The following is a 19,151-nucleotide window of genomic DNA, read 5'->3' on the forward strand; positions in this document are numbered from 1 at the left end:
GGACCGCGCCCCGATGCCGATCAGTACGAGGACCTCCCGGCCCCCGGCGGCCATGGGGAAGTCCTCGATCTGCCCCAACACGCAGCATATACAGCTCAGTTGGGGCGAGTCCGGCCCCTCGGTGAGCAGCACGACCAGACGTCATGGGACCTGTGCGGACGTTGACGCGGCGCCAAGGTCAAGCGGTCGTCACGGCCGTTCCGACCCAGCGTTCCAGGGCCTCGGTGAGTCCGGCGTCCTCGGTGTCGTCCTCCGCGCACCTCTTCGCGTCCTCCGCGCCCCCTTTCTCGCCCTCCGTGCCCGCCGCCCAGCCCACGAAGCCGTCCGGGCGGACGAGGAGGGCCGCGAGGGCGGGCTTGGCCGGGCAGGTGGCGGTGAGGAAGGTCAGGCGGTCGCCGTAGGGGGCGGCCAGGGCGCGCAGGGCGGGGCGGCCGGTGAGGTCGAGGAGGAGGGGGCGGCCGGTGTGCAGGTGCTCGCCCAGGCGGGTGCCGTCGGACAGCTCCAGGTCGGGGGCGCTCGCGCCGGTCAGTGGGTGGCTGCCGGGCAGGTCGTAGCGCTGCCAGACGCCGGAGACGCGATTGACCAGGTACGTCGTGCCGGAGGTGCTGCCCGCCAGATCGGCGACCACCCGGCGCAGGGCGCGAGCGCCCCGGTCCGGGCGCATCAGCGCGATCTGGGCGCGGGTCCAGTCGAGCACCCAGGCGCCGAGCGGGTGCCGTTCGGCGGTGTAGGTGTCCAGCAGCGACTCGGGCGCCCGGCCCCGGACGACGGCGGCGAGCTTCCAGCCGAGGTTCAATGCGTCCCCGAGACCGAGGTTCAGGCCCTGACCGCCGAACGGCGAGTGTACATGCGCCGCGTCGCCCGCGAGCAGCACCCGCCCCTTGCGGTACTCGGTGGCCTGCCGGGCGTTGTCGGTGAACCGGGTCGCCGTGCGCACCCCGGTGACGGTCACCTCCGGCACTCCCGACACCCGGCGCAGGTTCGCCTGCAACTCCTCGGCGGTGACGGGCGCGTACCGGTCGGCCGGCGGGCTGTCGAACTCGACGGTGAGCACCCGGCCGGGGAACGGCCCGTGCACATACGTCCCCGCGTCCGTCGTGTGCCAGCCCGGCTTCAGCCGCTCGGCGCCGGTCAGTTCGACCACCGCCTGGTAGCCGGTGATCTCCGGGTCCGTACCCGGAAACGCGAACCCGGCCAGCTTGCGCACCGTGCTCCGGCCGCCGTCGCACCCCACCAGCCAGCCTGCCCGCACGGTCTCCCCGCGGAGATGTACGGCGACCCCGTCCGCGTCCGCCGTGAAGCCGGTCAGCTCCACGCCCCGGCGCACCTCCACCCCGAGCCGGCCGGCCCAGCGGCCCAGGGCCCGCTCCAACTCGGCCTGCGGCAGCACGAGTCCGGGACCGGCAGCGGGATCGGCGTCCGCCCACTCGGGGCCGGAGGAGTCGAACCGGTCGGGGTCCAGCATTATCCCGGCGAAGTGCCCGGCGGTCCTGGGCGGCTGCGTCGCCGTACCACCGCCGCCCTCGCCTTCCCTGTCGCTCTCGCCCTTCGCGCCGGCCTGGAACGCCCGGAGCCCTTCCAGCACCGCCTCCCGTGCCGCCGCCAGCTCGGGCAGCAGTCCCCGCCGGTTCAGGGCGACCACGCTCGGGTGGTTGATCCAGCTCGCCTTGATGGTCTCGTCCACCTCGGCCAGCCGCTCCACCACCAACACCCGTGCGGCCCCGCCGAGCCGCAGCTCTCCGGCGAGAAAGAGCCCCACGGGGCCGGCTCCGGCCACCACCACGTCGTACTCCGTGCCCTGTGTCGTCGTCATGCGCCGCACTATAGTCACTCAAAGTTTTTATCTGCTATAGTTTTTTCGTGAACGATGAGCTGGGTACCGGATCGGATCCCGGACCAGATGCCGAGAGTGCGCTCCCGCTGCGGGAGCGCAAGAAGCGCGCGATGCGCCGCCGGATCTCCGACATCGCGACGGAACTGTTCGGGGAGCGCGGGTTCGACGCGGTGACGGTCGCCGAGGTGGCCCGCGTGGCGGGAGTCTCCGCCATGACCGTCTTCAACTACTTCCCGCGCAAAGAGGACCTGTTCCTCGACCGGATCCCCGAGGCCGCCGACCTCCTGGCCACCGCCGTACGCGAACGCGCCCCGGACGAAACCCCGTTGAGCGCGCTGCGCCGCCTGGCCCTCCGACTCCTGGACGAACGGCATCCGTTGAGCGCCGTCGGGGAGGATTACGTCCCGTTCTGGCGCATCGTGACCGGCTCCACGGCCCTGCGCGCCCGCGCCCGCGAGGGCGTCGAGGAGGTGGAGGCGGCCCTCGTGGTGGCCCTCGCCGACGCCGGAACGCCCGACCCGGACCTCCTCGCGGCTCTCACGGTCGCCGCGTACCGCACCGTCTTCCTCACCACCGCCCGCCGCCTCCTCGCCGGCGATCCGCTGCCGCGGGTGGCCGAGGACCACCGGGCGCGCCTGGAATCCGCGTTCGCCGCGCTGGAGCGGGCGGAGCTCGACGGCTGACGCCGCCGGAGGGGGCACGGGCTCGGCGTCGCCGGTCCGCGTGGAAGGAAGCGGGACCCGTCGGGCGTTCCCGATGGCGGGCGGCGCGACCGCCGTACGACGAGGGGGCGCCCATGACCGAGACAGTGACCGCATCCGGACCCGAGCGGGCCCTGTGGCGGCGGACCAGACTCGGCCGCGGGGGGCCGCCGCTCGACCTGCTCACCGCGAGCTTCCGGCGGCACACCTACGCCCCGCACGCCCACGACGAGTACACGATCGGCGTCTGCGTCGGCGGGTACGAGGTGATCGACTACCGGGGCGGCCACATCCGCACCGGCGCCGGGACGATCGTCGTACTGGACCCCGGTGAGATGCACACCGGCGGACCCGGCAACGCCACCGACGGCTACGCCTACCGCGCGCTGTACGCCGAGCCGTCCCTGCTGGGGGAGGGCACCACCGGGGGCGCCCCGCACTTCCCCGAACCCTTGCTGGACGACCCCGAGCTGGCCCTGGCCCTGGCCCGCGCGCACACCGGACTCGGCGCCTGCCCGGACCCACTGGAGGCCGAGTCCCGGTTTCCCTGGCTGCTCACCGCGCTCGCCCGGCGGCACTCCACCGCCCGGCCGGTGCCCGACCGCGTCCCCGGCGCGGCCGGCATCGCGCGCACGGTCCGCGACCGGCTCGCCGACGAGCTGACCGCCCCGCCGTCGCTCGCCTCGCTCGCCGCCGACCTGGGCCTGTCCCGGTACCAGCTGCTGCGGGCCTTCCGTACGGCGACGGGCATCCCCCCGTACGCCTGGCTCGCCCAGTACCGCGTGGGCAGGGCGCGGACGCTGCTGGCGGCGGGGCTGCGGCCGGCGGAGGTGGCGGGGCTCGTCGGCTTCGCGGACCAGGCGCATCTGACCCGCTGGTTCCGCCGGGTGCTCGGGGTGACCCCGGCGGCGTACCGCAACAGCGTTCAAGACACCCGGTGAGGAAGTGGCCGAGACTCGCCGCATGACTGCACGTGGCTGGTTCCTGTTCTCCCTGATGGGAGTGGTCTGGGGCATCCCCTATCTGCTGATCAAGGTCGCGGTGGCCGAGGTGTCCCCGCCCGTCCTGGTGTTCACCCGCTGCGCGCTGGGCGCGGCCCTGCTGCTGCCGTTCGCGCTGCGCCAGGGCGGCCTGCCCCGCACCGTCCGCACCCACTGGCGGCCCATGCTGGCCTTCGCGGTCCTGGAGATCGTCGTCCCCTGGTTCACCCTCACCGACGCCGAACGGCACCTGTCCAGCTCCACGTCCGGCCTGCTCATCGCGGGGGTGCCGATCGTGGGCCTGCTCGCGGCCCGCCTCCTCGGCACCGCGGAGCACCTCGGCGCCCGGCGACTGACCGGCCTCACACTGGGTCTCGCCGGGGTGGCGGTCCTGGCCCTGCCCCACCTCACCGGCGGCGACGCCCGCTCCCTCGCCGAGGTCCTGCTCACCGTCGTCGGCTACGCCACGGCACCCCTGATAGCCGCCCGCCACCTAGGGGACGTCCCCTCTCTGCACCTGACCGCCCCCTGCCTCACCCTGGCCGCCCTCGTCTACGCCCCCGCCGCCGCCCTCACCCATCCGACCGCCCTGCCCTCCCCGCAGGCCCTGGCCGCACTCGCCGCGCTGGGCGTGCTCTGCACCGCCCTCGCCTTCGTGGCCTTCCTGGAGCTGATCAAGGAGGCGGGCCCCGCCCGCGCCACCGTCATCACCTACGTGAACCCGGCGGTGGCGGTGGCCGCGGGCGCCGCCGTCCTGCACGAGCCCCTGACCCTGACCGTGCTCCTGGCCTTCGCGTGCATCCTGGCGGGCTCGGTGCTGGCGACGGCGGCCGGTCCGCGGCGGCGCGTACGACCGGTACCATGGTCGGCACGGCAGACGAGCCGGGCGGACGGCCGCGTGGAGTCCCCCTAGGGGGCTTCCCGAGGAACGTCCGGGCTCCACAGGGCAGGGTGATGGCTAACGGCCACCCGGGGTGACCCGCGGGACAGTGCCACAGAAAGCAAACCGCCCGGTGCTCAGGCACTGGGTAAGGGTGAAACGGTGGTGTAAGAGACCACCAGTGCCCAGGGCGACCTGGGCAGCTAGGTAAACCCCACCCGGAGCAAGGTCAAAAGGAGCGCCGTCACAAGCGCTCTGCGCGGACGTTCGAGGGCTGCCCGCCCGAGTCCGCGGGTAGACCGCACGAGGCCGGCGGCAACGCCGGCCCTAGATGGATGGCCGTCGCTCCGGGGCCCGCGAGGACCCCGGAGAACAGAACCCGGCGTACAGCCCGACTCGTCTGCCGCCACCTGCGGCTTTTCCTGGGGAAGGGCCTCTGCGCAGCGCGGTGTGGTGGATTCGCCCCGGCGATGGCCGCTGCTGCCGGGGGCGATCACAGTTTGAACAGGACCCCGCGCCAGGTCCACCCCGCGCCGAGGACTGCCTCCTCCAGGGGCGTCTTCAGCTCCGCGGAATCGAAGAGGAACTCTTCCGTCTTCTGCAGACGGCCGTCGGCCCCCCGCTCGACCGTCCAGCGCCGGGAAACCGTCTTCACCTGCCCGCGGGACTGCTCTGCCGGCAGCGCCAACCTGGGCGTACTTCCGATCCAGGTGACTTCCCACTCCCGGTCGAGAGCGCGGACTTCGCGGCTCTCCGGGACCAGGCGCATCCTGATCTGAAGGGTCCGGCTCACCTGGGTGCGGGCGAAGAAGGTGTGCCAGGCCGGATCCCGGATACGCCACTCCGCGACCAGATCGGCCCCCTCAGCGGCGCCATCGCGCACAACATAGGGCGTGTCCGGCCCGCTGACTTCGAGCAACGCCGCCCGGACCTCCTCGACGGATTGCGGCGCGACGCCCCCTTTCGGACGCTTGGTGCCGGTGAATATGTCGAAAAAGCCCATCAAAGTACCGCCTGTGTACGTCTAGTTACTCGACGCGAGATCTCCGGTCGCGGTGGGACACGCTATGACACTGCCCCGGTGTCCGGGCGGACCGTCCGAACGAATTCCTGGAAATCCGGCAGAACGGTGTCGTGCTGTGCCGCTGTGGTGGTCAGGTAAGTCCGGATCACCGCACGCTTGCGCGGGTCGTCGGCATCCAGCATGGCCAAGTAGACTTGGGACTGGACCAGATCACGGCGCACACCGCCGACGACGGCCGAGAACGTCAGCCTCTGTGTCAGCGCGGGCGCGGCCTCGGAGCCGACCTCGTGTCGGCTCACCACCACCACCGATTCGGCGACTGTGTGCAAGCGCCGCACCGACTCATCCGCGAGTTCCGGCAACCCCACCGTGTCAGCAGGGAACTCGCCGTCGATGGTGATGTTCGCGGTGAAACCGGCGTCAGGCTCCGGATGAAGCGCGACAAAGGCAGCCTCGGAGGCGCCGACCTCGTCCGGAGGGGCCGGCCGCCAACCGTCGGGCAGGCGGAATTCGATCGGTACCGGCAGGGTCGAGGCCATGAGGGTCGTTCCTTCCACAAAGTGGTTCGTCAGAGCAAACTGGTGAAGTCGTCCTTGAGTGAGCTCGCGGCATCGCCGACGGCGTCGACCGCGCCTCCCACGGCATCGGCCGCATCGCCGGCGGCGGCGCTCACCTTGTGCGGGTCGACGGTGAACTCCGCGCCCACGGCGCCGCCGAGTCCGAGCGCGACGCCCACCTTGGCACCGATATGGAACTTACCGTCGTCTCCCTTGCCGAAGGTCACCCCGGCCTCCGCGCCCGCACCGGCCCATCCCTCGGCCGTGGCGCCGGCGCCGATACCCGCGACCTCGCCTCCCCCGGCGGCACCGGCCTTCGCCCCGGCGAACGCCTTCGCTTTGGCATTGAGGCCGTCGAGACCCGCCCCGGCACCGGCCTGGGCTTCGGCGCCGTCGAAGCCGGTCCCTCGCACGTAGGCGCCGCCGAGATACCCGTACTCGGCTCGCCCTTCCACCAGGGCCCGCGCTCCCGCGGACGCCTCGACGGTTCCGGAGATGCCCTTGTCCGTCATGGCGCCGGACGCCGACGCCCTGGCCCCCACCTCAAGGTCGCCAACCGTGGAGAGCTCCAGGTCGCCGTCGGACAGTGTTCCTTTCCCGGTCAGGTGCTCAAGGTCGGCGAACACCTTGGCCGAGCCTTCCTTTCCGTACTTGGGACCACTGGCGGAGGCGCCGGCGCTGGGCCCCGTCGCCGTGCCCTTGCCGTGCCACTGCCATCCGTCGGTCTTCGTGTGGGCCTTGTCCTCGGGCGGCTCCTCGGCCTTGTACTTGCCGAGGTCACCCTGCGCCTTGCCGTTGAAGCCGTTGAGGGTGCCGTCCGTGACGTCGGTATCGACCACCACGGTCTGGAGAGCGAACTCGACGTCGTTGTCGGCGTAGCCCACGTCCTTCACGCGCTGGTCGATGAGCGCCTGCCAGGAGGCTACGGACGTACGGACACTGTGCTGGTAGTCGGGGTCGTGCGCCAGTGCCTGACGGTCCCCCGGGCTGAGCTTCCCGGTGTCGTACGAGACCACTCCCTGGTCCGACACCCTCATCCCCGCGGCGATCGCGTCGTCCCGGGCCGACTCCAGCTTTTTGCGCAGGTCCACGAACTGGGTGTGCGCATCGCGGAGGAGCGAGGCGATCGCCTTGGCCTCGACCTGGGCCTTCTGGAACTCCTTGAGAGTGATGCCGAGGCGCTTCTGGGCGGCATCCCCACTGAACCCCGTCCACGACGGACCGAGGGTGATGCCATGCACGTTCTTCCCGTACGCCGTCTCCTGCTTGTGGAACTCCTTCGCCATCACGTCCCAACGGTCGGCGGCCGTGGTGAGCGTGGACAGGTCGGTTGTCATGATCTCGTGGTACGTCGGCATGGGTCCCCGTTGAGTGCGATGGCGTACGAGTCGAAGCAGGAAGAGATCAGTTCTGCGGCGGCTGTGAGTACTGGTCGAGTACCGACGGCTCGCGCACTCCTGCGGCGACATCGACATCCGTGCCTTGCAAGGTGGTGTTGGCGGCCCGCAGTGCCCCCTTGTCCGCCGACAACAGGTTCATGAGGTCCTGGACCTGCTCGCCCCACGTCTTGTGCGCCTTCTGAACGGCTCCGGACGTCAGCCAACCGTGCCCGTCCTTCGCCCCGAACGCCTTGACCACGGCGCCCGTTTCGTGGTCCGTCATGGCCCCCGCCTTTTGGGTGCCCGGCTCGATGTCATGCTCGATCGCATGCGCCGCGGCTTGCTTCTCGGCAGGCGTCGACGTCAGCCCCGACTGACCGCTGGAGGAACCGCCCCCGCTTCCCGGATCGGCCAGATGGTTCAGTCGCATGCCGACCGGCTGGGCAGCCGTGTTTCCGGTTATGTGCCGCTCTCCTGCTGCACCAGCCACGAAGCCTTTGCCCCCGTCCGCATCTCCTTAGCGTGCACCTGCCAGGGTAACGGCCCGTCAACTGCCTCAGGGCGACGGGTACCGATCTGTGACAAGCCCATCGCACTGACCAACTAAGACAGCGGGCCAGGCGGGGGGTCCCAGGACGGGACCGGAGGGCGGTTGGCCCCACGGACACAACGCGTGACGACGAAACCCGCCAGCACTTCTGGCACTGCACAACTCACGACCTTTCATGGGCAAGGGCGTGGTGACGGACATCTCGATCGGCATCGTCCTGGACATCGACGAGGGCGCCATGAACGACGCCGTCACCGCCTACGACAACCGCGTCAACCGCCAGGCCCGGCGCATCGAGGACCTGATGGCGGCGCTGGACGAGGCGTACACCAGTGCGCCGAGCTTCAACGCCGAAACGGCGAGGGCCGAGGCGTTCGGTGCGCGCGCCCTGACGGAATTCAAGGGGGACCCGCTCTACACGGTTCCCGGCGACGACGAGTCCCACCACCGTTTCCCCGTCGATCTCGCGAATCAGGAAGGTATTTCGGGCTCGCACGTCATAGACAAACATGTGGGCAAGACGGACGCCCAGCTGGAGCAGCGGCTTCGGGATCAGGCGCGCCTCTATCCGGATGGAGTGGTGAGGCCGATCGCCGTATCGACATTCACGGATCTGAACAACGCGCAGCGGTTCACTCAGGCCGTACTCGACGACCCGGACAACCAGAAGAAGATCGAGAAATGGCTCAACAACAATAAACCGAACAAGGGTAACAGGACCGTCGGCCTCGATTTTGGTCAGCCCACAGGGCGAACCTGGTCCCGGGGAGATTCCCAGCCCCATGACTCCGATAAGGTACAGGTGACGTTGCGGTATCGCGCCGGAGGCCACCCGCCCTATGTCGTACTCACCTCGACACCCAGCGACGATCTCCCGAACTCATGAACGAATTTATAGCGGAATGGTGAATTATCGTGGTTGACGCTGCGTCGTGGGAGTCCGCCCTCTTCGACCTGTACGGGGGCGGCTGGACCTTCGCACGGGTGGGACCGAGACAGCACGAGGACTGGCGGCGGGACGTGGCGGCGGTGATGGCCCTCAAAGTCGCCGACCCGCGTGGTTGGAAGTCGGTCAACTATGCGCCGGAGATCAACGAGGACCGAAGCGGCATCGGAGCTCCCTTCGTGCTGTGGTCCCCCGAGCAACTGGGGGAAAGCCTCTATGAAATCGGCAGAAGGCCGGCCTCCCAGCTCCTGGTGGCACTCAAGGGAGAATTCTTCCAAGTGGCCGGTATTCGCGATTTCGAAAGCCGCAAGGAAAGCTTGTTCAAGAGTTCCGAGGAAATCCTCTCCAGGTTCGACTCGAACTCTCTCTTCTTCACCAATGCAGCAGATGCCCGCGAGAATCCAGATGCCGATCTACTGAACCCGGACACCGAGTGGTCCTGTCTCTCCGTGTACACCACGGACTGCGGAGTCGTCGTAGTGTCCGACACCGAGGTAGCGGCTTTCTGGGCATTCTGGGAAGACTGAAAGGAAATCCGAGATGCGCACCCGATCCGCCACCTACCCCGACCGCGACACCGCCCAATGGGCCACCCAGCAGGTCGTCACCGCCAATGAGCAGTTCATCCACCGCTGGCTCGCTGTACGTGGTCTATACGTCTATGCCGAGTCTGCCGTGAGCGCACACGGGGAGGAACTATGACGGAAAGCAGGGCAGGTCTGCCCGCCTGTGCGCGAGGGCGCTTCGACGAACGCCAGTCCTTCGCCGCGCTCGCCGCCCGTGGGGAACCGGACTGGCACGTCACGGTGATGAACGCGATCCAGGGAAATCCCGTACTTCGGCAGGTCGATTCCGGGGAATTGCGTGACAGCCTCCTGGAGATCTCCCCGGCCCAGGCCATGGAACTGGCCGGGCTGATTTTGGTCGGATCTCTTCTGTACGGCCCTCATCCGTCCCTTCGCGTACCGGACGCGGAACGTGACACCTGTCTGCGAGAAGTCCTGGGGACAGTGGGGGAGGGCGCGCGTTTCTTCACCAACCACGGGCACGCGGAAGAAGGTGCGGAGGCCGACTTCCTGGCCTCGTCGTTCCACGCCGATGTCCTCGCGGGCCTCACCATCGACATCTGTCTCATCGGGGTGTCGGACGAGAACGTCCTGGTGCTCTGGCGTTTCGAGGACGACTGAACCGCTCGCGATAATCCGACCGCCGCCCACAGCCCCCAGGAGAGGACCGACGGTGCGCACCCGATCCGCCACCTACCCCGACCGCGACACCGCCCAATGGGCCACCCAGCAGGTCGTCACCGCCAATGAGCAGCTCATCCACCGCTGGCTCGCGCAGTCCACGCGGGCACGGTTGAGCATCGAGGCGGCCTGGCCCGCGCGGGAGGAGCCGGTCGGGCGGGTGTTGTTGCAGGCGATGATGCTGGCCGGCCGGGAGCCCGTCGAGGTGCGGGCCGCCCGGGTGGTCCTCAGACGGGACCCCGCACGCCCGCACGGCTTCACCGCGCACTCCACGTTCCCGATCTATCTCTAGACCCGTCGACCCGTAGACCCGTAGAGGCTGACCACCGTGCCCCTGAGCCCCCTCGAACACGACCGCCGCTACGGCGAACTCGACCAGGTCATGCGCGCCTACCTCGGGCAACCCGCGGACGACACCCCGGAACAGCCCGGCCCGGCCCTGACCGCCTACCTCCGGCACACCTGGCACACCCGCCCGTGGGCCCTCGCCGCCGCCGAACGGCAGTTGCGGGAGTACGCCGACAACCCGCCGGGACGACTCCGGCTGCGGCTCGGCGAGTTCTACGCCATCCCCGATGTCGGCCTGCCCCAGGGCGAGATCCAGTCCTGGCTGCGCTGCCTCGCCGACCACATCAAGCACAGCATTGAGACGGGAGAGGTGCCTCCGCCCGCGGTCCCGGCCACGCACTGGGAGTGGCACGCCCGTTTCCCGGAGCTGGGGCAGTTCCTCGGGGGATGGTTCTCCCAGGACATGCCGGACGAGTTCGACGACCATCACGCCGCCGTCGAGGACTACCGCGACTCCACCGACCGCCACGTCGTGGCCCGCCTCGTCGGGGAGTTGCAGGAATTGCTCGCGCTGGGCCTGGACGAGTCCGACTACGCCCTAGCCGTCGCGGAGCTCGGCATGGAGATCGATCCCCCCGCCCCCTACTCACCCAGCGGCTGGCTGGCGGTCGTCGCCGCGCAGCTCGCTGTGCCGGACGGCCGGAGCTGAGCGAGCGTGCGCTCCCACTCACGGGATCGCATTGTTGGAACGAGACAATCTCGCACTTCCAAATCGGTCGGCTCCTGGCCTGATCTTCATTGTGAACGCTGGCATGATCTCCGTGAGGGCAAGCCAGGTGCTCTGTAGCATCTGGACAATTCAAGGAGGCGTGTGTGACCCGTAACGGTCGTGTGCTGGTGACGGGTGTCGGTGCGGTGACGCCGGTGGGAGCCGACGCGCCGTCATCGTGGTCGGCGCTACTGGACGGAAAGTCGGGGGTGCGCTTCCTGGAGGAGGAGTGGGCCGCGGACCTGCCCGTGCACGTGGCGGCCGGGCTCACGGTGGACCCTGCCGCCCTCCTCCCGAGGACCGAGGCAAGGAAGCTGGACCGCGGTGAGCAGATCGCCATCCTCAGCACGCGCGAGGCATGGCAGGACGCCGGTACTCCGGAGGTCGAACCGGAACGACTCGCCGTCGTCATCGGTACCGGGACCGGTGGTGTCCTCACCACGCTCGGGCAGGACGATATCTTCGAACGCGCCGGAATCCGGCGGCTGTCGCCGTTCGCGGTCCCCATGCTGATGCCCAATGGACCGGCCGCCTGGGTGAGTATGGACCTGGGCGCGAAGGGAGGCGCCAGGACTGCGGTGAGTGCCTGCGCGTCCGGCGCGGAGGCGCTCGCCATGGGGCAGGACCTGATCCGCAGCGGGCGGGCGGACGTGGTCGTCGCAGGTGGGGTGGAGGCATGCCTGCACCCCTTCACCATCGCGGCGTTCGCCCAGATGAAGGCATTGTCGACGCAGTCCATGGACCCGGAGGCCGTGTCCCGCCCGTTCGACGTCAAGCGGTCCGGGTTCGTCATGGGCGAGGGCGCGGGGATGATGGTGCTCGAACGTGCCGAGTTCGCGCGAGCCCGTGGAGCACGTGCCTATGGCACGCTGGCCGGCAGCGCCGTGAGTTCGAGCGCGAACCACATCACGGCCTCCGATGCGGAAGGCCAGGCCTTCGCCATGGAACTGGCACTGCGTGACGCCGGCCTGGGCCCGCAGGACATCGGGGTCGTGCATGCCCACGCCACGTCGACGGAGTCCGGTGACCTGGCGGAGGCCGAGGCGATCACTCGGGTCATCGGCAGCGACGCCGCGGTGACGGCCACGAAGTCGATGACCGGTCACATGATGGGCGCGTCCGGGACGATCGGCGCCATGGCCGCTCTGTTCGCGCTCAGGGACGGCACGATGCCGGCCACGCGCAATCTTGACGAACTCGACCCGCGCGTGGAACTGGACGTGGTGCGCGGTGAGCGGCGCACCGGTCAGTGGTCTGCCGCGCTGGCCAACTCGTTCGGCTTCGGCGGACACAACGTCAGTCTCGTCTTCAACAAGTGACGAGAGCTTGACCGCACGCCGGGCAGCACCGCCGATCCGCCGGTCCGGCGCGGGTGCCCGGCCGTCCGAGGGTTTGATCCTGCCGGCGAAGTGTGCGAAGTGCGAAGTGCGCGTGCTCGGATGCGGCCCTGAGGGTGGCCAACCGGACAAGAGGCTACGCCGACGGCTTCAGCGGTCGCTCCCGCACCCCCCTCAGATGCCGTTCGAACACCTCGCCCGCGTCCGGGGTCAGTGTCCGCAGAGCGACCAGGGCGGTGATGACGACGTCGCACAGTTCCGCCTGGACGTCGTCCCAGGTGTGGGTGACGCCCTTACGGGGGTTCTGGCCGGTCGCGCCGATCACCGCCTCCGCGACCTCACCGGCCTCCTCCGACAGCTTGAGGATGCGCAACAGCAGGCCCTCCCGGCCCGGTTGGGGCGTCTGCGTGGCCTCCAGACGGGAGAAGAGTTCGTCGATGGCGGGCCAGAGGGCAAGGGGAGCGGGATGCTGGTCGGTCATGCGGGGCAGCCTGCCACGGGCGGGCGTCCGGCACGCCGTAAGAGCGCGCGGCTCACTCCTCCGCGAACTCCTCGAACAGCGTCTCCTGCCGGCCCTCCCGCTTCGCCCGTACCCGCCTCGTCCGTGCCCCCACCACCGCCGCCGTGCCCGCCGCCGTCGCCGCGAGGGCGGCGGGGACCATCCAGCCGCGGTTGAAGATGTTGCCGAGCGCGTGGTCCAGGGAGAGCCGGCCCGGACCGGTGATCGCGAGGCCGATCGCGGCCAGGCCCAGGGTCGCCGCGTACTCGTAGCCGCCCTCCTGGGCGAAGAAGCCGTTGGGCGCGTGCACCGCCGCCGCCCCCGCCATCGCGCCCGCGGCCGCCGCGCCCGCCGCCGGGGTGGCCAGGCCCAGCGCGAGGAGCGTGCCGCCGCCGGTCTCCGCGAGGCCCGCCGCCGTGGCGCTCACCTTGCCGGGGGCGTAGCCGACGGACTCCATGAACTGGCCGGTGCCCTCCAGGCCATGGCCGCCGAACCAACCGAACAGCTTCTGCGTGCCGTGCGCCGCCAACACCCCGCCCGCGCCCAGCCGGAGCAGCAGCAGGCCCAGATCACGTCGGTCGTAACAGGTCATGGTGACTCCCAAGCCGGGGCGACAGAGACAGAGAGGCGGAGAAGGTCGTACGACGAAACCTCTCCTGTGTTACCACCGCCACACCGGTCACACCATCGGACGCGTCCAAGCGTGCGTTCCGGTGGCGGGGCCGGGGGCCCGGTGTGAGCCTGGCGCCATGACGATTCAGCCAGCCAAACTCAGCGATCCGGTCGTCCGGGCCTTCGTCAGTGCCGTGAACGCCCATGATCGCGAGGGCTTCCTGGCCCTGCTCGCGCCCGGCGCGACCATGTCCGACGACGGCAGCGACCGCGATCTCGCCGACTGGATCGACCGGGAGATCTTCTCGTCCCACGGCCATATCGACGTCGACAACGAGTCCCGCGGTGGCCGCGCCCTGGTCGCCCGCTACCGCAACGACACCTGGGGCGAGATGAAGACCCGGTGGAGCTTCACCGTCGACGAGGACGGCCGGATCTCGCGGTTCGAAACCGGCCAGGCGTGAAGCCGCTCACGTTGGCTACGTCACGTTAACCGGTCAGATTTTCATAACGTGGCAAATTCCCTAGCCGTCATCCCCCTTCGCTGCCGAATCCGCTGCTCGGCGCGGTGTACCGTCCCGGAGTGCGCGAATCCTCCCGGCTCAGCCGGCGTGCCGTCCTCGGGCTGACGGCCGCCGCCCTCCCCCTGCCCGCCGCCGCCCTTCCCCTGTCCGCGGCCACCCCGGCCCACGCCGCGTCCGGCGTCACCGCCATCGGCGGCGAACGGCTGGCCCGCGCCGGGCTCCAGGCGGAGGGCGCCACCGGGGTGCCCACGAAGCTGCTCACGGCCCGCGCCTGGCTGGTCGCCGACGGCACGACCGGTGAGGTGCTCGCCTCCTTCAACGCCCATCAGCGCCTCGCGCCCGCGTCCACGCTGAAGATGCTGTTCGCGGACACCGTGCTGAAGAAGTTCGACCGCACCGAGAAGTACACGGTCAAGGACTCCGACATCTCCGACGTCCCGGCCGGCTCCAGCCTCGTCGGGATCAAGGCGGGCATCACCTACACCGTCGAGCAGCTGTGGCAGGGCGTGTTCCTGCGCTCCGGCAACGACGCCGTGCACGTCCTCGCGCACATGAACGGCGGCATCGCCAAGACCGTCGCCGAGATGCAGGCCAGGGCGCGGGACCTCCAGGCCCTCGACACCCATGTGGTCAGCCCCGACGGCTTCGACCACCCCGGCCAGCTCTCCTCGGCGTACGACCTGACCCTCTTCGCCCGGCACGGGCTGAAGGACCCCGACTTCCGGGGCTACTGCGGCACCCGCACCGCGAACTTCCCGGCCGGCGGCAAGAAGACCTTCCAGATCCAGAACACCGACCGCCTGCTGACCGGGGCGTGGGGTCTGAAGACGTACGACGGCCTGATCGGCGTGAAGAACGGTTACACCAGCCACGCCGGCAACACCTTCACCGGCGCCGCCACCCGCGACGGCCGCACCCTGCTGGTCACGGTCATGCACCCGGCCACCGGCAGCAACGCCGTCTACGAGCAGACCGCCGCCCTCCTCGACTGGGGCTTCACGCACGGCCGTACGGCCCGGCCGGTGGGCACGCTGGTCGAGCCGCTCAGCGAGGGCGGCGCGACCGCGTCCCCGGCGCCCGGACACGCGGGCGGGCAGACGGCCGGCGGGACGGGCGCACCGGCCAAGGGTTTCTCCGCCGGACGCCTCGTGGAGGGCGCGGCGGGCACCGCGGTCCTGCTCGCAGCGGCCGGCGGCTTCCTGCTGCGGCGCCGCCGCCAGTCCCGCGCGGCCCGGGACGCGGCCGGCACCGGCAGGCCCCCCGCGCCCCGCTCGGCGGAGCCGGACCTCCAGGAGCCGCCGGCCCCCACCGACCAGCCGGGCGGCCGGCACCGGCGCTGACGCCGTCCGGCGGTCGCCTACCAGCGGTCGCCCCCCGGCGGCCGTCCCGCCTCGGTGAGACGGCCGGTGGAATTTTGGTGGCACGAATGTTCGTGCCGGGGGCGGGAGCCGGGGTCAGCCGCGGCCGATGTACGGCATCGCCGTCGCCAGCACCGTCGCGAACTGCACATTCGCCTCCAGCGGCAGCTCCGCCATGTGTCGTACGGTGCGCGCCACTTCGGCCACGTCCATCATCGGCTCGGGCGCCGTCTCGCCGTTCGCCTGGAGCACGCCGGTGCTCATCCGCCGTGTCATCTCGGTCGCCGCGTTGCCGATGTCGATCTGCCCGACCGCGATCCGGTACGGACGCCCGTCCAGGGAGAGGGACTTGGTGAGGCCGGTCAGCGCGTGCTTGGTCGCGGTGTAGGCGACCGAGTGCGGGCGGGGCGCGTGCGCGGAGATCGAGCCGTTGTTGATGATCCGGCCGCCCTGCGGGTTCTGCTCCTTCATCGTCCGGTACGCCGCCTGCGCGCACAGGAACGCCCCGTTGAGGTTGGTGTCCACCACGTGCCGCCAGGCGTCGTAGGGGAGTTCCTCGACCGGGACCCCGCCGGGCCCGAACGTGCCCGCGTTGTTGAACAGCAGATCCAGCCGGCCGAACCGGTGCACGGCCGCCTCGAACAACGCCGCCACGTCCTCGGGTTGGGACACGTCGGTGCGTACGGCGATCGAGGGCGCCGCGGGCGCGAGCGCCGCCGTCTCCTCGAGCGTCTCGACGTGCCGCCCGGCCAGCGCCACCGACCAGCCGGTGCGCAGCAGCTCCACGGCGACGGCCCGGCCGATCCCGGAACCGGCGCCGGTCACCACCGCGATCTTCGATTGGGTGTCAGTCATGCCACGGAGCGTAGGCGTCCACTTCGTCGTCCGTATGTTCCTCGGCAGTTCGTCCGAGCTGGGAACATGGGAGGCGCGCTTCAGTGGAAGTTTCAAGCAAGGTGTCCCGGCCGGGACGCCTCGACCCAGGGAGGGGACTCATGCCCGAGCACGCGGCGGCACCGACACCGCGGACGGAAGATCCGGAGACCGCCACCGCGTCCCCCGCCGCCCGCCGTACCGGCCTCCTCGTCACCTTCGTCCTCGGCGGCCTCACCGCGACGCCCCCGCTCGCCATGGACATGTACCTCCCCTCGCTGCCGGAGGTCACCCGCTCCCTGCACGCGCCCGCCGCCACCGTGCAACTCACCCTCACCGCCTGCCTGCTGGGCATGGCCCTCGGACAACTGGTCGTCGGCCCGATGAGCGACCGCTGGGGCCGGCGCCGCCCGCTGCTGACCGGGCTCGCCGTGAACCTCGTCGCGACCGCCCTGTGCGCCCTCGCCCCGAACGTCGAGACGCTGGTCGCCTTCCGGCTGGTCCAGGGTCTCGCGGGCGCGGCCGGCATCGTCATCGCGCGGGCCGTCGTACGCGACCTGTACGACGGTGTCGCCATGGCCCGCTTCTTCTCCACTCTGATGCTGATCTCCGGGGTCGCGCCGGTCGTCGCGCCGCTGATCGGCGGGCAGATCCTGCGGGTGACCGACTGGCGCGGGGTGTTCCTGGTGCTCACCGTGATCGGGGCGCTGCTCGGTGCGCTGGTCTGGCTGAGGCTGCCCGAGACCCTGCCGCCGGCGGACCGGCACGGCGGGGGAGTGGGGCACGCCCTGCGCTCGATGCGCGCGCTCCTCGCCGACCTGCCCTTCACCGGCTACATGCTGGCCGGCGGCTTCGCCTTCGCCGCGCTGTTCGCCTACATATCGGCGTCCCCGTTCGTGATCCAGGAAATTTACGGCGCCTCCCCGCAGACCTTCAGCCTGCTGTTCGGCCTCAACTCGGTCGGTCTGGTGGTCGCCGGGCAGATCAACGGCAAGGTGCTGGTCGGCCGGGTCAGCCTGGACAAGGTGCTGGCCGCCGGGCTCACGGTGATCACGCTCGCCGCGACCGCGCTGCTGCTGATGTCCACCGGCGTGTTCGGCGAGGTGGGGCTCGCGCCCATCGCCGCCGCGCTGTTCGTGCTGATGTCCGCGATGGGCCTGACCATGCCCAACGCCCAGACCCTCGCCCTGCTGCGCACCAAGCACGCCGCCGGATCGGCATCCGCGTTGCTCGGCACCTCCTCCTTCCTCGTCGGCGCGGTCGCCTCGCCGCTCGTCGGGATCGCCGGGGAGCGCACCGCCGTCCCGATGGCCGTCGTCCAACTGGCGGCCGCACTGGTCGCGGGGGCCTGCTTCGTGGGAATGTGCCGTCCCTGGAACACGCGGGAGCACATCCGTGCGGGGTCGGAAGGAGACCAGAGCTGAGCGCACCGAGACTGCGCGCCGACACACCGGAGCGGGCCGGGCTGGACCCCGCAGCGCTGGCACACCTGGTGGGCGAGGTGCACGCCCGCACCGCCGGGCCGCGCCCCTGGGCACCCGGCGCGGTCGTGGTGGCCGGACGCGGACCCGTGATCGCCGTGGCCGAGGCGGCGGGCTGGGCGGTCCGCTACTCCTCCTACGACCCCCGCACCGACAGCGGCGTCGAACTGCGGCCCGCGGACCGGGTGCCGGCCACCGTCGACACCCCCTTCGACCTGGCCTCCCTGACCAAGCTGTTCACCTCGGTCGCGGCGGTGCAGCAGATCGAGCGCGGCACCGTGGGCATGGACACCCCGGTGGGCCACTACCTGCCGGAGTTCCGGACCCTCGCGGAACACCGGGTGACCGTACGGCAGTTGCTCACCCACACCTCCGGGTTGCGCCCCGAACTCCCGCTGTACGACTGCCCGGACCGCGCCGCCCGCCTGACGATGCTGCGCGCCGAGGCGCCGTCGGGGCCGCCCGGCACGTACCGCTACTCGGACCTGAACATGCTGCTCCTCCAGTTCGTCCTGGAGCGCGTCACCGGCCGCACCCTGGACGTCCTGGTGCGCAACGGCATCACCCGCCCGCTCGGCATGACCGCCACCGGGTTCGGGCCCTGTCCGGGCGCCGCGGCCACCGAGGACCAGTGGCGGCCGTGGGCCAAGGCCGACCGGGGGATGCTGCGGGGCGTCGTCCACGACGAGAACGCGTGGGCCGTCGGCGGCATCGCGGGGCACGCCGGCCTCTTCTCCACCGGGCGGGACCTCGCCGTCTTCTGCCGCGCCCTGCTGGCCGGCGGCTCCTACGGCCCCGCCCGCATCCTCGCCCCCGATTTCACCGACCTCCTCCTCGCCCCGCCCGGCCTCGGCTTCGCCCTCGACCAGCCCTGGTTCATGGGCGCCCTCGCCGGCCACGGCGCCGCCGGACACACCGGCTTCACCGGCACCTCCCTGGTCCTCGACCGGGCGACGGACACCTTCCTGGTCCTCCTCGCGAACACGGTCCACCCACGCCGCCGCCCGCCGGACGGCACCCCGAGGGCGACACTCGGGACGTGGCTGGCACGGGCGGTGGTGTGAGGGGGCGGGCGACAGGGGTCCGGGCGGGGGCCGAGGCTGATCTGTCGCTCCCGCCGCGCGGAGGGTCGGGCTCGGGCCGGGGCTGGTCGGCCGTCCCCGCTGCGTGGGCCGTCGGCCGGGTCGGGGGCGGTCCGGCGCTTCCGCCGCGCGGAGGATCGGCCGGGTCGGGGCTGGTCGGCCGTCCCGCCGCGCGGATTGTCAGCCGGAGCGGGATCGGGCTGACGCTGGTCGGTCGTCCCTGCCGCGCG

At 70.9% G+C, this 19,151-nt stretch carries 21 protein-coding genes, 1 other RNA gene and 1 pseudogene; 15 read left to right on the plus strand and 8 right to left on the minus strand.

Annotation, left to right across the window (positions count from 1 at the left end):
• Positions 1-178 precede the first annotated feature (178 nt).
• Positions 179-1,813 carry an FAD-dependent monooxygenase gene (locus ACE4Q9_RS23450; protein ID WP_397986194.1) on the minus strand — a complete coding sequence of 545 codons (1,635 nt, stop codon included), beginning with the start codon at positions 1,811-1,813 and terminating at the stop codon, positions 179-181.
• 47 nt (positions 1,814-1,860) lie between these two features.
• Here ACE4Q9_RS23450 and ACE4Q9_RS23455 point away from each other — a divergent pair, with 47 nt between their 5' ends.
• The 4 genes and pseudogenes from ACE4Q9_RS23455 (at position 1,861) to rnpB (ending at position 4,798) form a co-directional block, all read left to right on the plus strand.
• Entirely contained in the window at positions 1,861-2,517 is a 657-nt protein-coding gene (locus ACE4Q9_RS23455) for a TetR/AcrR family transcriptional regulator (RefSeq protein ID WP_397986195.1), read from the plus strand.
• Between the two features lie 113 nt (positions 2,518-2,630).
• On the plus strand, positions 2,631-3,476 hold the full coding sequence (locus ACE4Q9_RS23460) for a helix-turn-helix domain-containing protein (protein ID WP_397986196.1): 846 nt from the start codon (positions 2,631-2,633) through the stop codon (positions 3,474-3,476).
• Between the two features lie 55 nt (positions 3,477-3,531).
• Positions 3,532-4,278, plus strand: a pseudogene (locus ACE4Q9_RS23465) (DMT family transporter); the annotation flags it as partial.
• Between the two features lie 115 nt (positions 4,279-4,393).
• Positions 4,394-4,798, plus strand: an RNA gene (gene rnpB, locus ACE4Q9_RS23470) — RNase P RNA component class A.
• Between the two features lie 90 nt (positions 4,799-4,888).
• Here the strand turns inward: rnpB and ACE4Q9_RS23475 are convergent.
• The 4 genes from ACE4Q9_RS23475 to ACE4Q9_RS23490 form a co-directional block, all read right to left on the minus strand.
• Positions 4,889-5,398: a hypothetical protein gene (locus ACE4Q9_RS23475; RefSeq protein WP_397986197.1), complete on the minus strand. Its 510-nt coding sequence runs from the start codon at positions 5,396-5,398 to the stop codon at positions 4,889-4,891.
• Between the two features lie 62 nt (positions 5,399-5,460).
• On the minus strand, positions 5,461-5,958 hold the full coding sequence (locus tag ACE4Q9_RS23480; RefSeq protein ID WP_397986198.1) for a hypothetical protein: 498 nt from the start codon (positions 5,956-5,958) through the stop codon (positions 5,461-5,463).
• A gap of 29 nt (positions 5,959-5,987) precedes the next feature.
• Positions 5,988-7,313 (minus strand): hypothetical protein, encoded by a 1,326-nt coding sequence (locus ACE4Q9_RS23485; RefSeq protein ID WP_397986199.1) that lies wholly within the window; start codon positions 7,311-7,313, stop codon positions 5,988-5,990.
• 67 nt (positions 7,314-7,380) lie between these two features.
• Entirely contained in the window at positions 7,381-7,785 is a 405-nt protein-coding gene (locus ACE4Q9_RS23490; RefSeq protein WP_397986200.1) for a hypothetical protein, read from the minus strand.
• Between the two features lie 295 nt (positions 7,786-8,080).
• Here ACE4Q9_RS23490 and ACE4Q9_RS23495 point away from each other — a divergent pair, with 295 nt between their 5' ends.
• The 7 genes from ACE4Q9_RS23495 (at position 8,081) to ACE4Q9_RS23525 (ending at position 12,474) form a co-directional block, all read left to right on the plus strand.
• Complete coding sequence (locus ACE4Q9_RS23495; RefSeq protein ID WP_397986201.1) at positions 8,081-8,791, plus strand: RNase A-like domain-containing protein; 711 nt, start codon at positions 8,081-8,083, stop codon at positions 8,789-8,791.
• A gap of 29 nt (positions 8,792-8,820) precedes the next feature.
• Positions 8,821-9,378 carry a hypothetical protein gene (locus tag ACE4Q9_RS23500; protein WP_397986202.1) on the plus strand — a complete coding sequence of 186 codons (558 nt, stop codon included), beginning with the start codon at positions 8,821-8,823 and terminating at the stop codon, positions 9,376-9,378.
• Positions 9,379-9,391: 13 nt separating this feature from the next.
• Complete coding sequence (locus tag ACE4Q9_RS23505) at positions 9,392-9,553, plus strand: hypothetical protein (RefSeq protein WP_397987356.1); 162 nt, start codon at positions 9,392-9,394, stop codon at positions 9,551-9,553.
• On the plus strand, positions 9,550-10,038 hold the full coding sequence (locus tag ACE4Q9_RS23510; RefSeq protein ID WP_397986203.1) for a hypothetical protein: 489 nt from the start codon (positions 9,550-9,552) through the stop codon (positions 10,036-10,038). The genes ACE4Q9_RS23505 and ACE4Q9_RS23510 overlap by 4 nt, the downstream gene beginning before the upstream one ends.
• A gap of 52 nt (positions 10,039-10,090) precedes the next feature.
• Positions 10,091-10,390, plus strand: a complete 300-nt coding sequence (locus ACE4Q9_RS23515) for an RNase A-like domain-containing protein (RefSeq protein WP_397986204.1) — start codon at positions 10,091-10,093, stop codon at positions 10,388-10,390.
• A 36-nt stretch (positions 10,391-10,426) separates the two neighbouring features.
• Positions 10,427-11,095, plus strand: a complete 669-nt coding sequence (locus ACE4Q9_RS23520) for a contact-dependent growth inhibition system immunity protein (RefSeq protein WP_397986205.1) — start codon at positions 10,427-10,429, stop codon at positions 11,093-11,095.
• Positions 11,096-11,259: 164 nt separating this feature from the next.
• Complete coding sequence (locus ACE4Q9_RS23525) at positions 11,260-12,474, plus strand: beta-ketoacyl-[acyl-carrier-protein] synthase family protein (RefSeq protein ID WP_397986206.1); 1,215 nt, start codon at positions 11,260-11,262, stop codon at positions 12,472-12,474.
• Positions 12,475-12,628: 154 nt separating this feature from the next.
• Here the strand turns inward: ACE4Q9_RS23525 and ACE4Q9_RS23530 are convergent, their stop codons facing one another.
• Entirely contained in the window at positions 12,629-12,973 is a 345-nt protein-coding gene (locus tag ACE4Q9_RS23530) for a MazG-like family protein (protein ID WP_397986207.1), read from the minus strand.
• A 52-nt stretch (positions 12,974-13,025) separates the two neighbouring features.
• Positions 13,026-13,583 carry a DoxX family protein gene (locus tag ACE4Q9_RS23535; RefSeq protein WP_397986208.1) on the minus strand — a complete coding sequence of 186 codons (558 nt, stop codon included), beginning with the start codon at positions 13,581-13,583 and terminating at the stop codon, positions 13,026-13,028.
• Positions 13,584-13,740: 157 nt separating this feature from the next.
• On the opposite strand from ACE4Q9_RS23535, the gene ACE4Q9_RS23540 reads away from it, so the two are divergent.
• Positions 13,741-14,067, plus strand: a complete 327-nt coding sequence (locus tag ACE4Q9_RS23540; protein ID WP_397986209.1) for a nuclear transport factor 2 family protein — start codon at positions 13,741-13,743, stop codon at positions 14,065-14,067.
• 119 nt (positions 14,068-14,186) lie between these two features.
• Positions 14,187-15,467 carry a D-alanyl-D-alanine carboxypeptidase family protein gene (locus tag ACE4Q9_RS23545; RefSeq protein ID WP_397986210.1) on the plus strand — a complete coding sequence of 427 codons (1,281 nt, stop codon included), beginning with the start codon at positions 14,187-14,189 and terminating at the stop codon, positions 15,465-15,467.
• A gap of 114 nt (positions 15,468-15,581) precedes the next feature.
• Here the strand turns inward: ACE4Q9_RS23545 and ACE4Q9_RS23550 are convergent, their stop codons facing one another.
• The gene (locus ACE4Q9_RS23550; protein ID WP_397986211.1) at positions 15,582-16,340 is read right to left on the minus strand and encodes an SDR family oxidoreductase; all 759 of its coding nucleotides are present in this window, start codon (positions 16,338-16,340) and stop codon (positions 15,582-15,584) included.
• A 140-nt stretch (positions 16,341-16,480) separates the two neighbouring features.
• Here ACE4Q9_RS23550 and ACE4Q9_RS23555 point away from each other — a divergent pair, with 140 nt between their 5' ends.
• Together ACE4Q9_RS23555 and ACE4Q9_RS23560 are read left to right on the plus strand one after the other, a co-directional pair.
• On the plus strand, positions 16,481-17,782 hold the full coding sequence (locus ACE4Q9_RS23555) for a multidrug effflux MFS transporter (RefSeq protein ID WP_397986212.1): 1,302 nt from the start codon (positions 16,481-16,483) through the stop codon (positions 17,780-17,782).
• Complete coding sequence (locus ACE4Q9_RS23560) at positions 17,722-18,903, plus strand: serine hydrolase domain-containing protein (RefSeq protein WP_397986213.1); 1,182 nt, start codon at positions 17,722-17,724, stop codon at positions 18,901-18,903. Before ACE4Q9_RS23555 ends, ACE4Q9_RS23560 begins: the two co-directional genes overlap by 61 nt.
• Positions 18,904-19,151 lie beyond the last annotated feature (248 nt).

Source organism: Streptomyces sp. AM6-12, assembly GCF_044327085.1.
In the GTDB taxonomy this organism is placed as follows: domain Bacteria; phylum Actinomycetota; class Actinomycetes; order Streptomycetales; family Streptomycetaceae; genus Streptomyces.

Bases quoted from the DNA above. Each gene is read 5' to 3' on its own strand.
- ACE4Q9_RS23450 (WP_397986194.1), bottom strand. From the start codon at position 1,813: ATGACGACGACACAGGGCACGGAGTACGACGTGGTGGTGGCCGGAGCC.
- ACE4Q9_RS23460 (WP_397986196.1), top strand. From the start codon at position 2,631: ATGACCGAGACAGTGACCGCATCCGGACCCGAGCGGGCCCTGTGGCGG.
- ACE4Q9_RS23475 (WP_397986197.1), bottom strand. From the start codon at position 5,398: ATGGGCTTTTTCGACATATTCACCGGCACCAAGCGTCCGAAAGGGGGC.
- ACE4Q9_RS23480 (WP_397986198.1), bottom strand. From the start codon at position 5,958: ATGGCCTCGACCCTGCCGGTACCGATCGAATTCCGCCTGCCCGACGGT.
- ACE4Q9_RS23485 (WP_397986199.1), bottom strand. From the start codon at position 7,313: ATGACAACCGACCTGTCCACGCTCACCACGGCCGCCGACCGTTGGGAC.
- ACE4Q9_RS23490 (WP_397986200.1), bottom strand. From the start codon at position 7,785: ATGCGACTGAACCATCTGGCCGATCCGGGAAGCGGGGGCGGTTCCTCC.
- ACE4Q9_RS23495 (WP_397986201.1), top strand. From the start codon at position 8,081: ATGGGCAAGGGCGTGGTGACGGACATCTCGATCGGCATCGTCCTGGAC.
- ACE4Q9_RS23505 (WP_397987356.1), top strand. From the start codon at position 9,392: ATGCGCACCCGATCCGCCACCTACCCCGACCGCGACACCGCCCAATGG.
- ACE4Q9_RS23510 (WP_397986203.1), top strand. From the start codon at position 9,550: ATGACGGAAAGCAGGGCAGGTCTGCCCGCCTGTGCGCGAGGGCGCTTC.
- ACE4Q9_RS23530 (WP_397986207.1), bottom strand. From the start codon at position 12,973: ATGACCGACCAGCATCCCGCTCCCCTTGCCCTCTGGCCCGCCATCGAC.
- ACE4Q9_RS23535 (WP_397986208.1), bottom strand. From the start codon at position 13,583: ATGACCTGTTACGACCGACGTGATCTGGGCCTGCTGCTGCTCCGGCTG.
- ACE4Q9_RS23540 (WP_397986209.1), top strand. From the start codon at position 13,741: ATGACGATTCAGCCAGCCAAACTCAGCGATCCGGTCGTCCGGGCCTTC.
- ACE4Q9_RS23550 (WP_397986211.1), bottom strand. From the start codon at position 16,340: ATGACTGACACCCAATCGAAGATCGCGGTGGTGACCGGCGCCGGTTCC.
- ACE4Q9_RS23555 (WP_397986212.1), top strand. From the start codon at position 16,481: ATGCCCGAGCACGCGGCGGCACCGACACCGCGGACGGAAGATCCGGAG.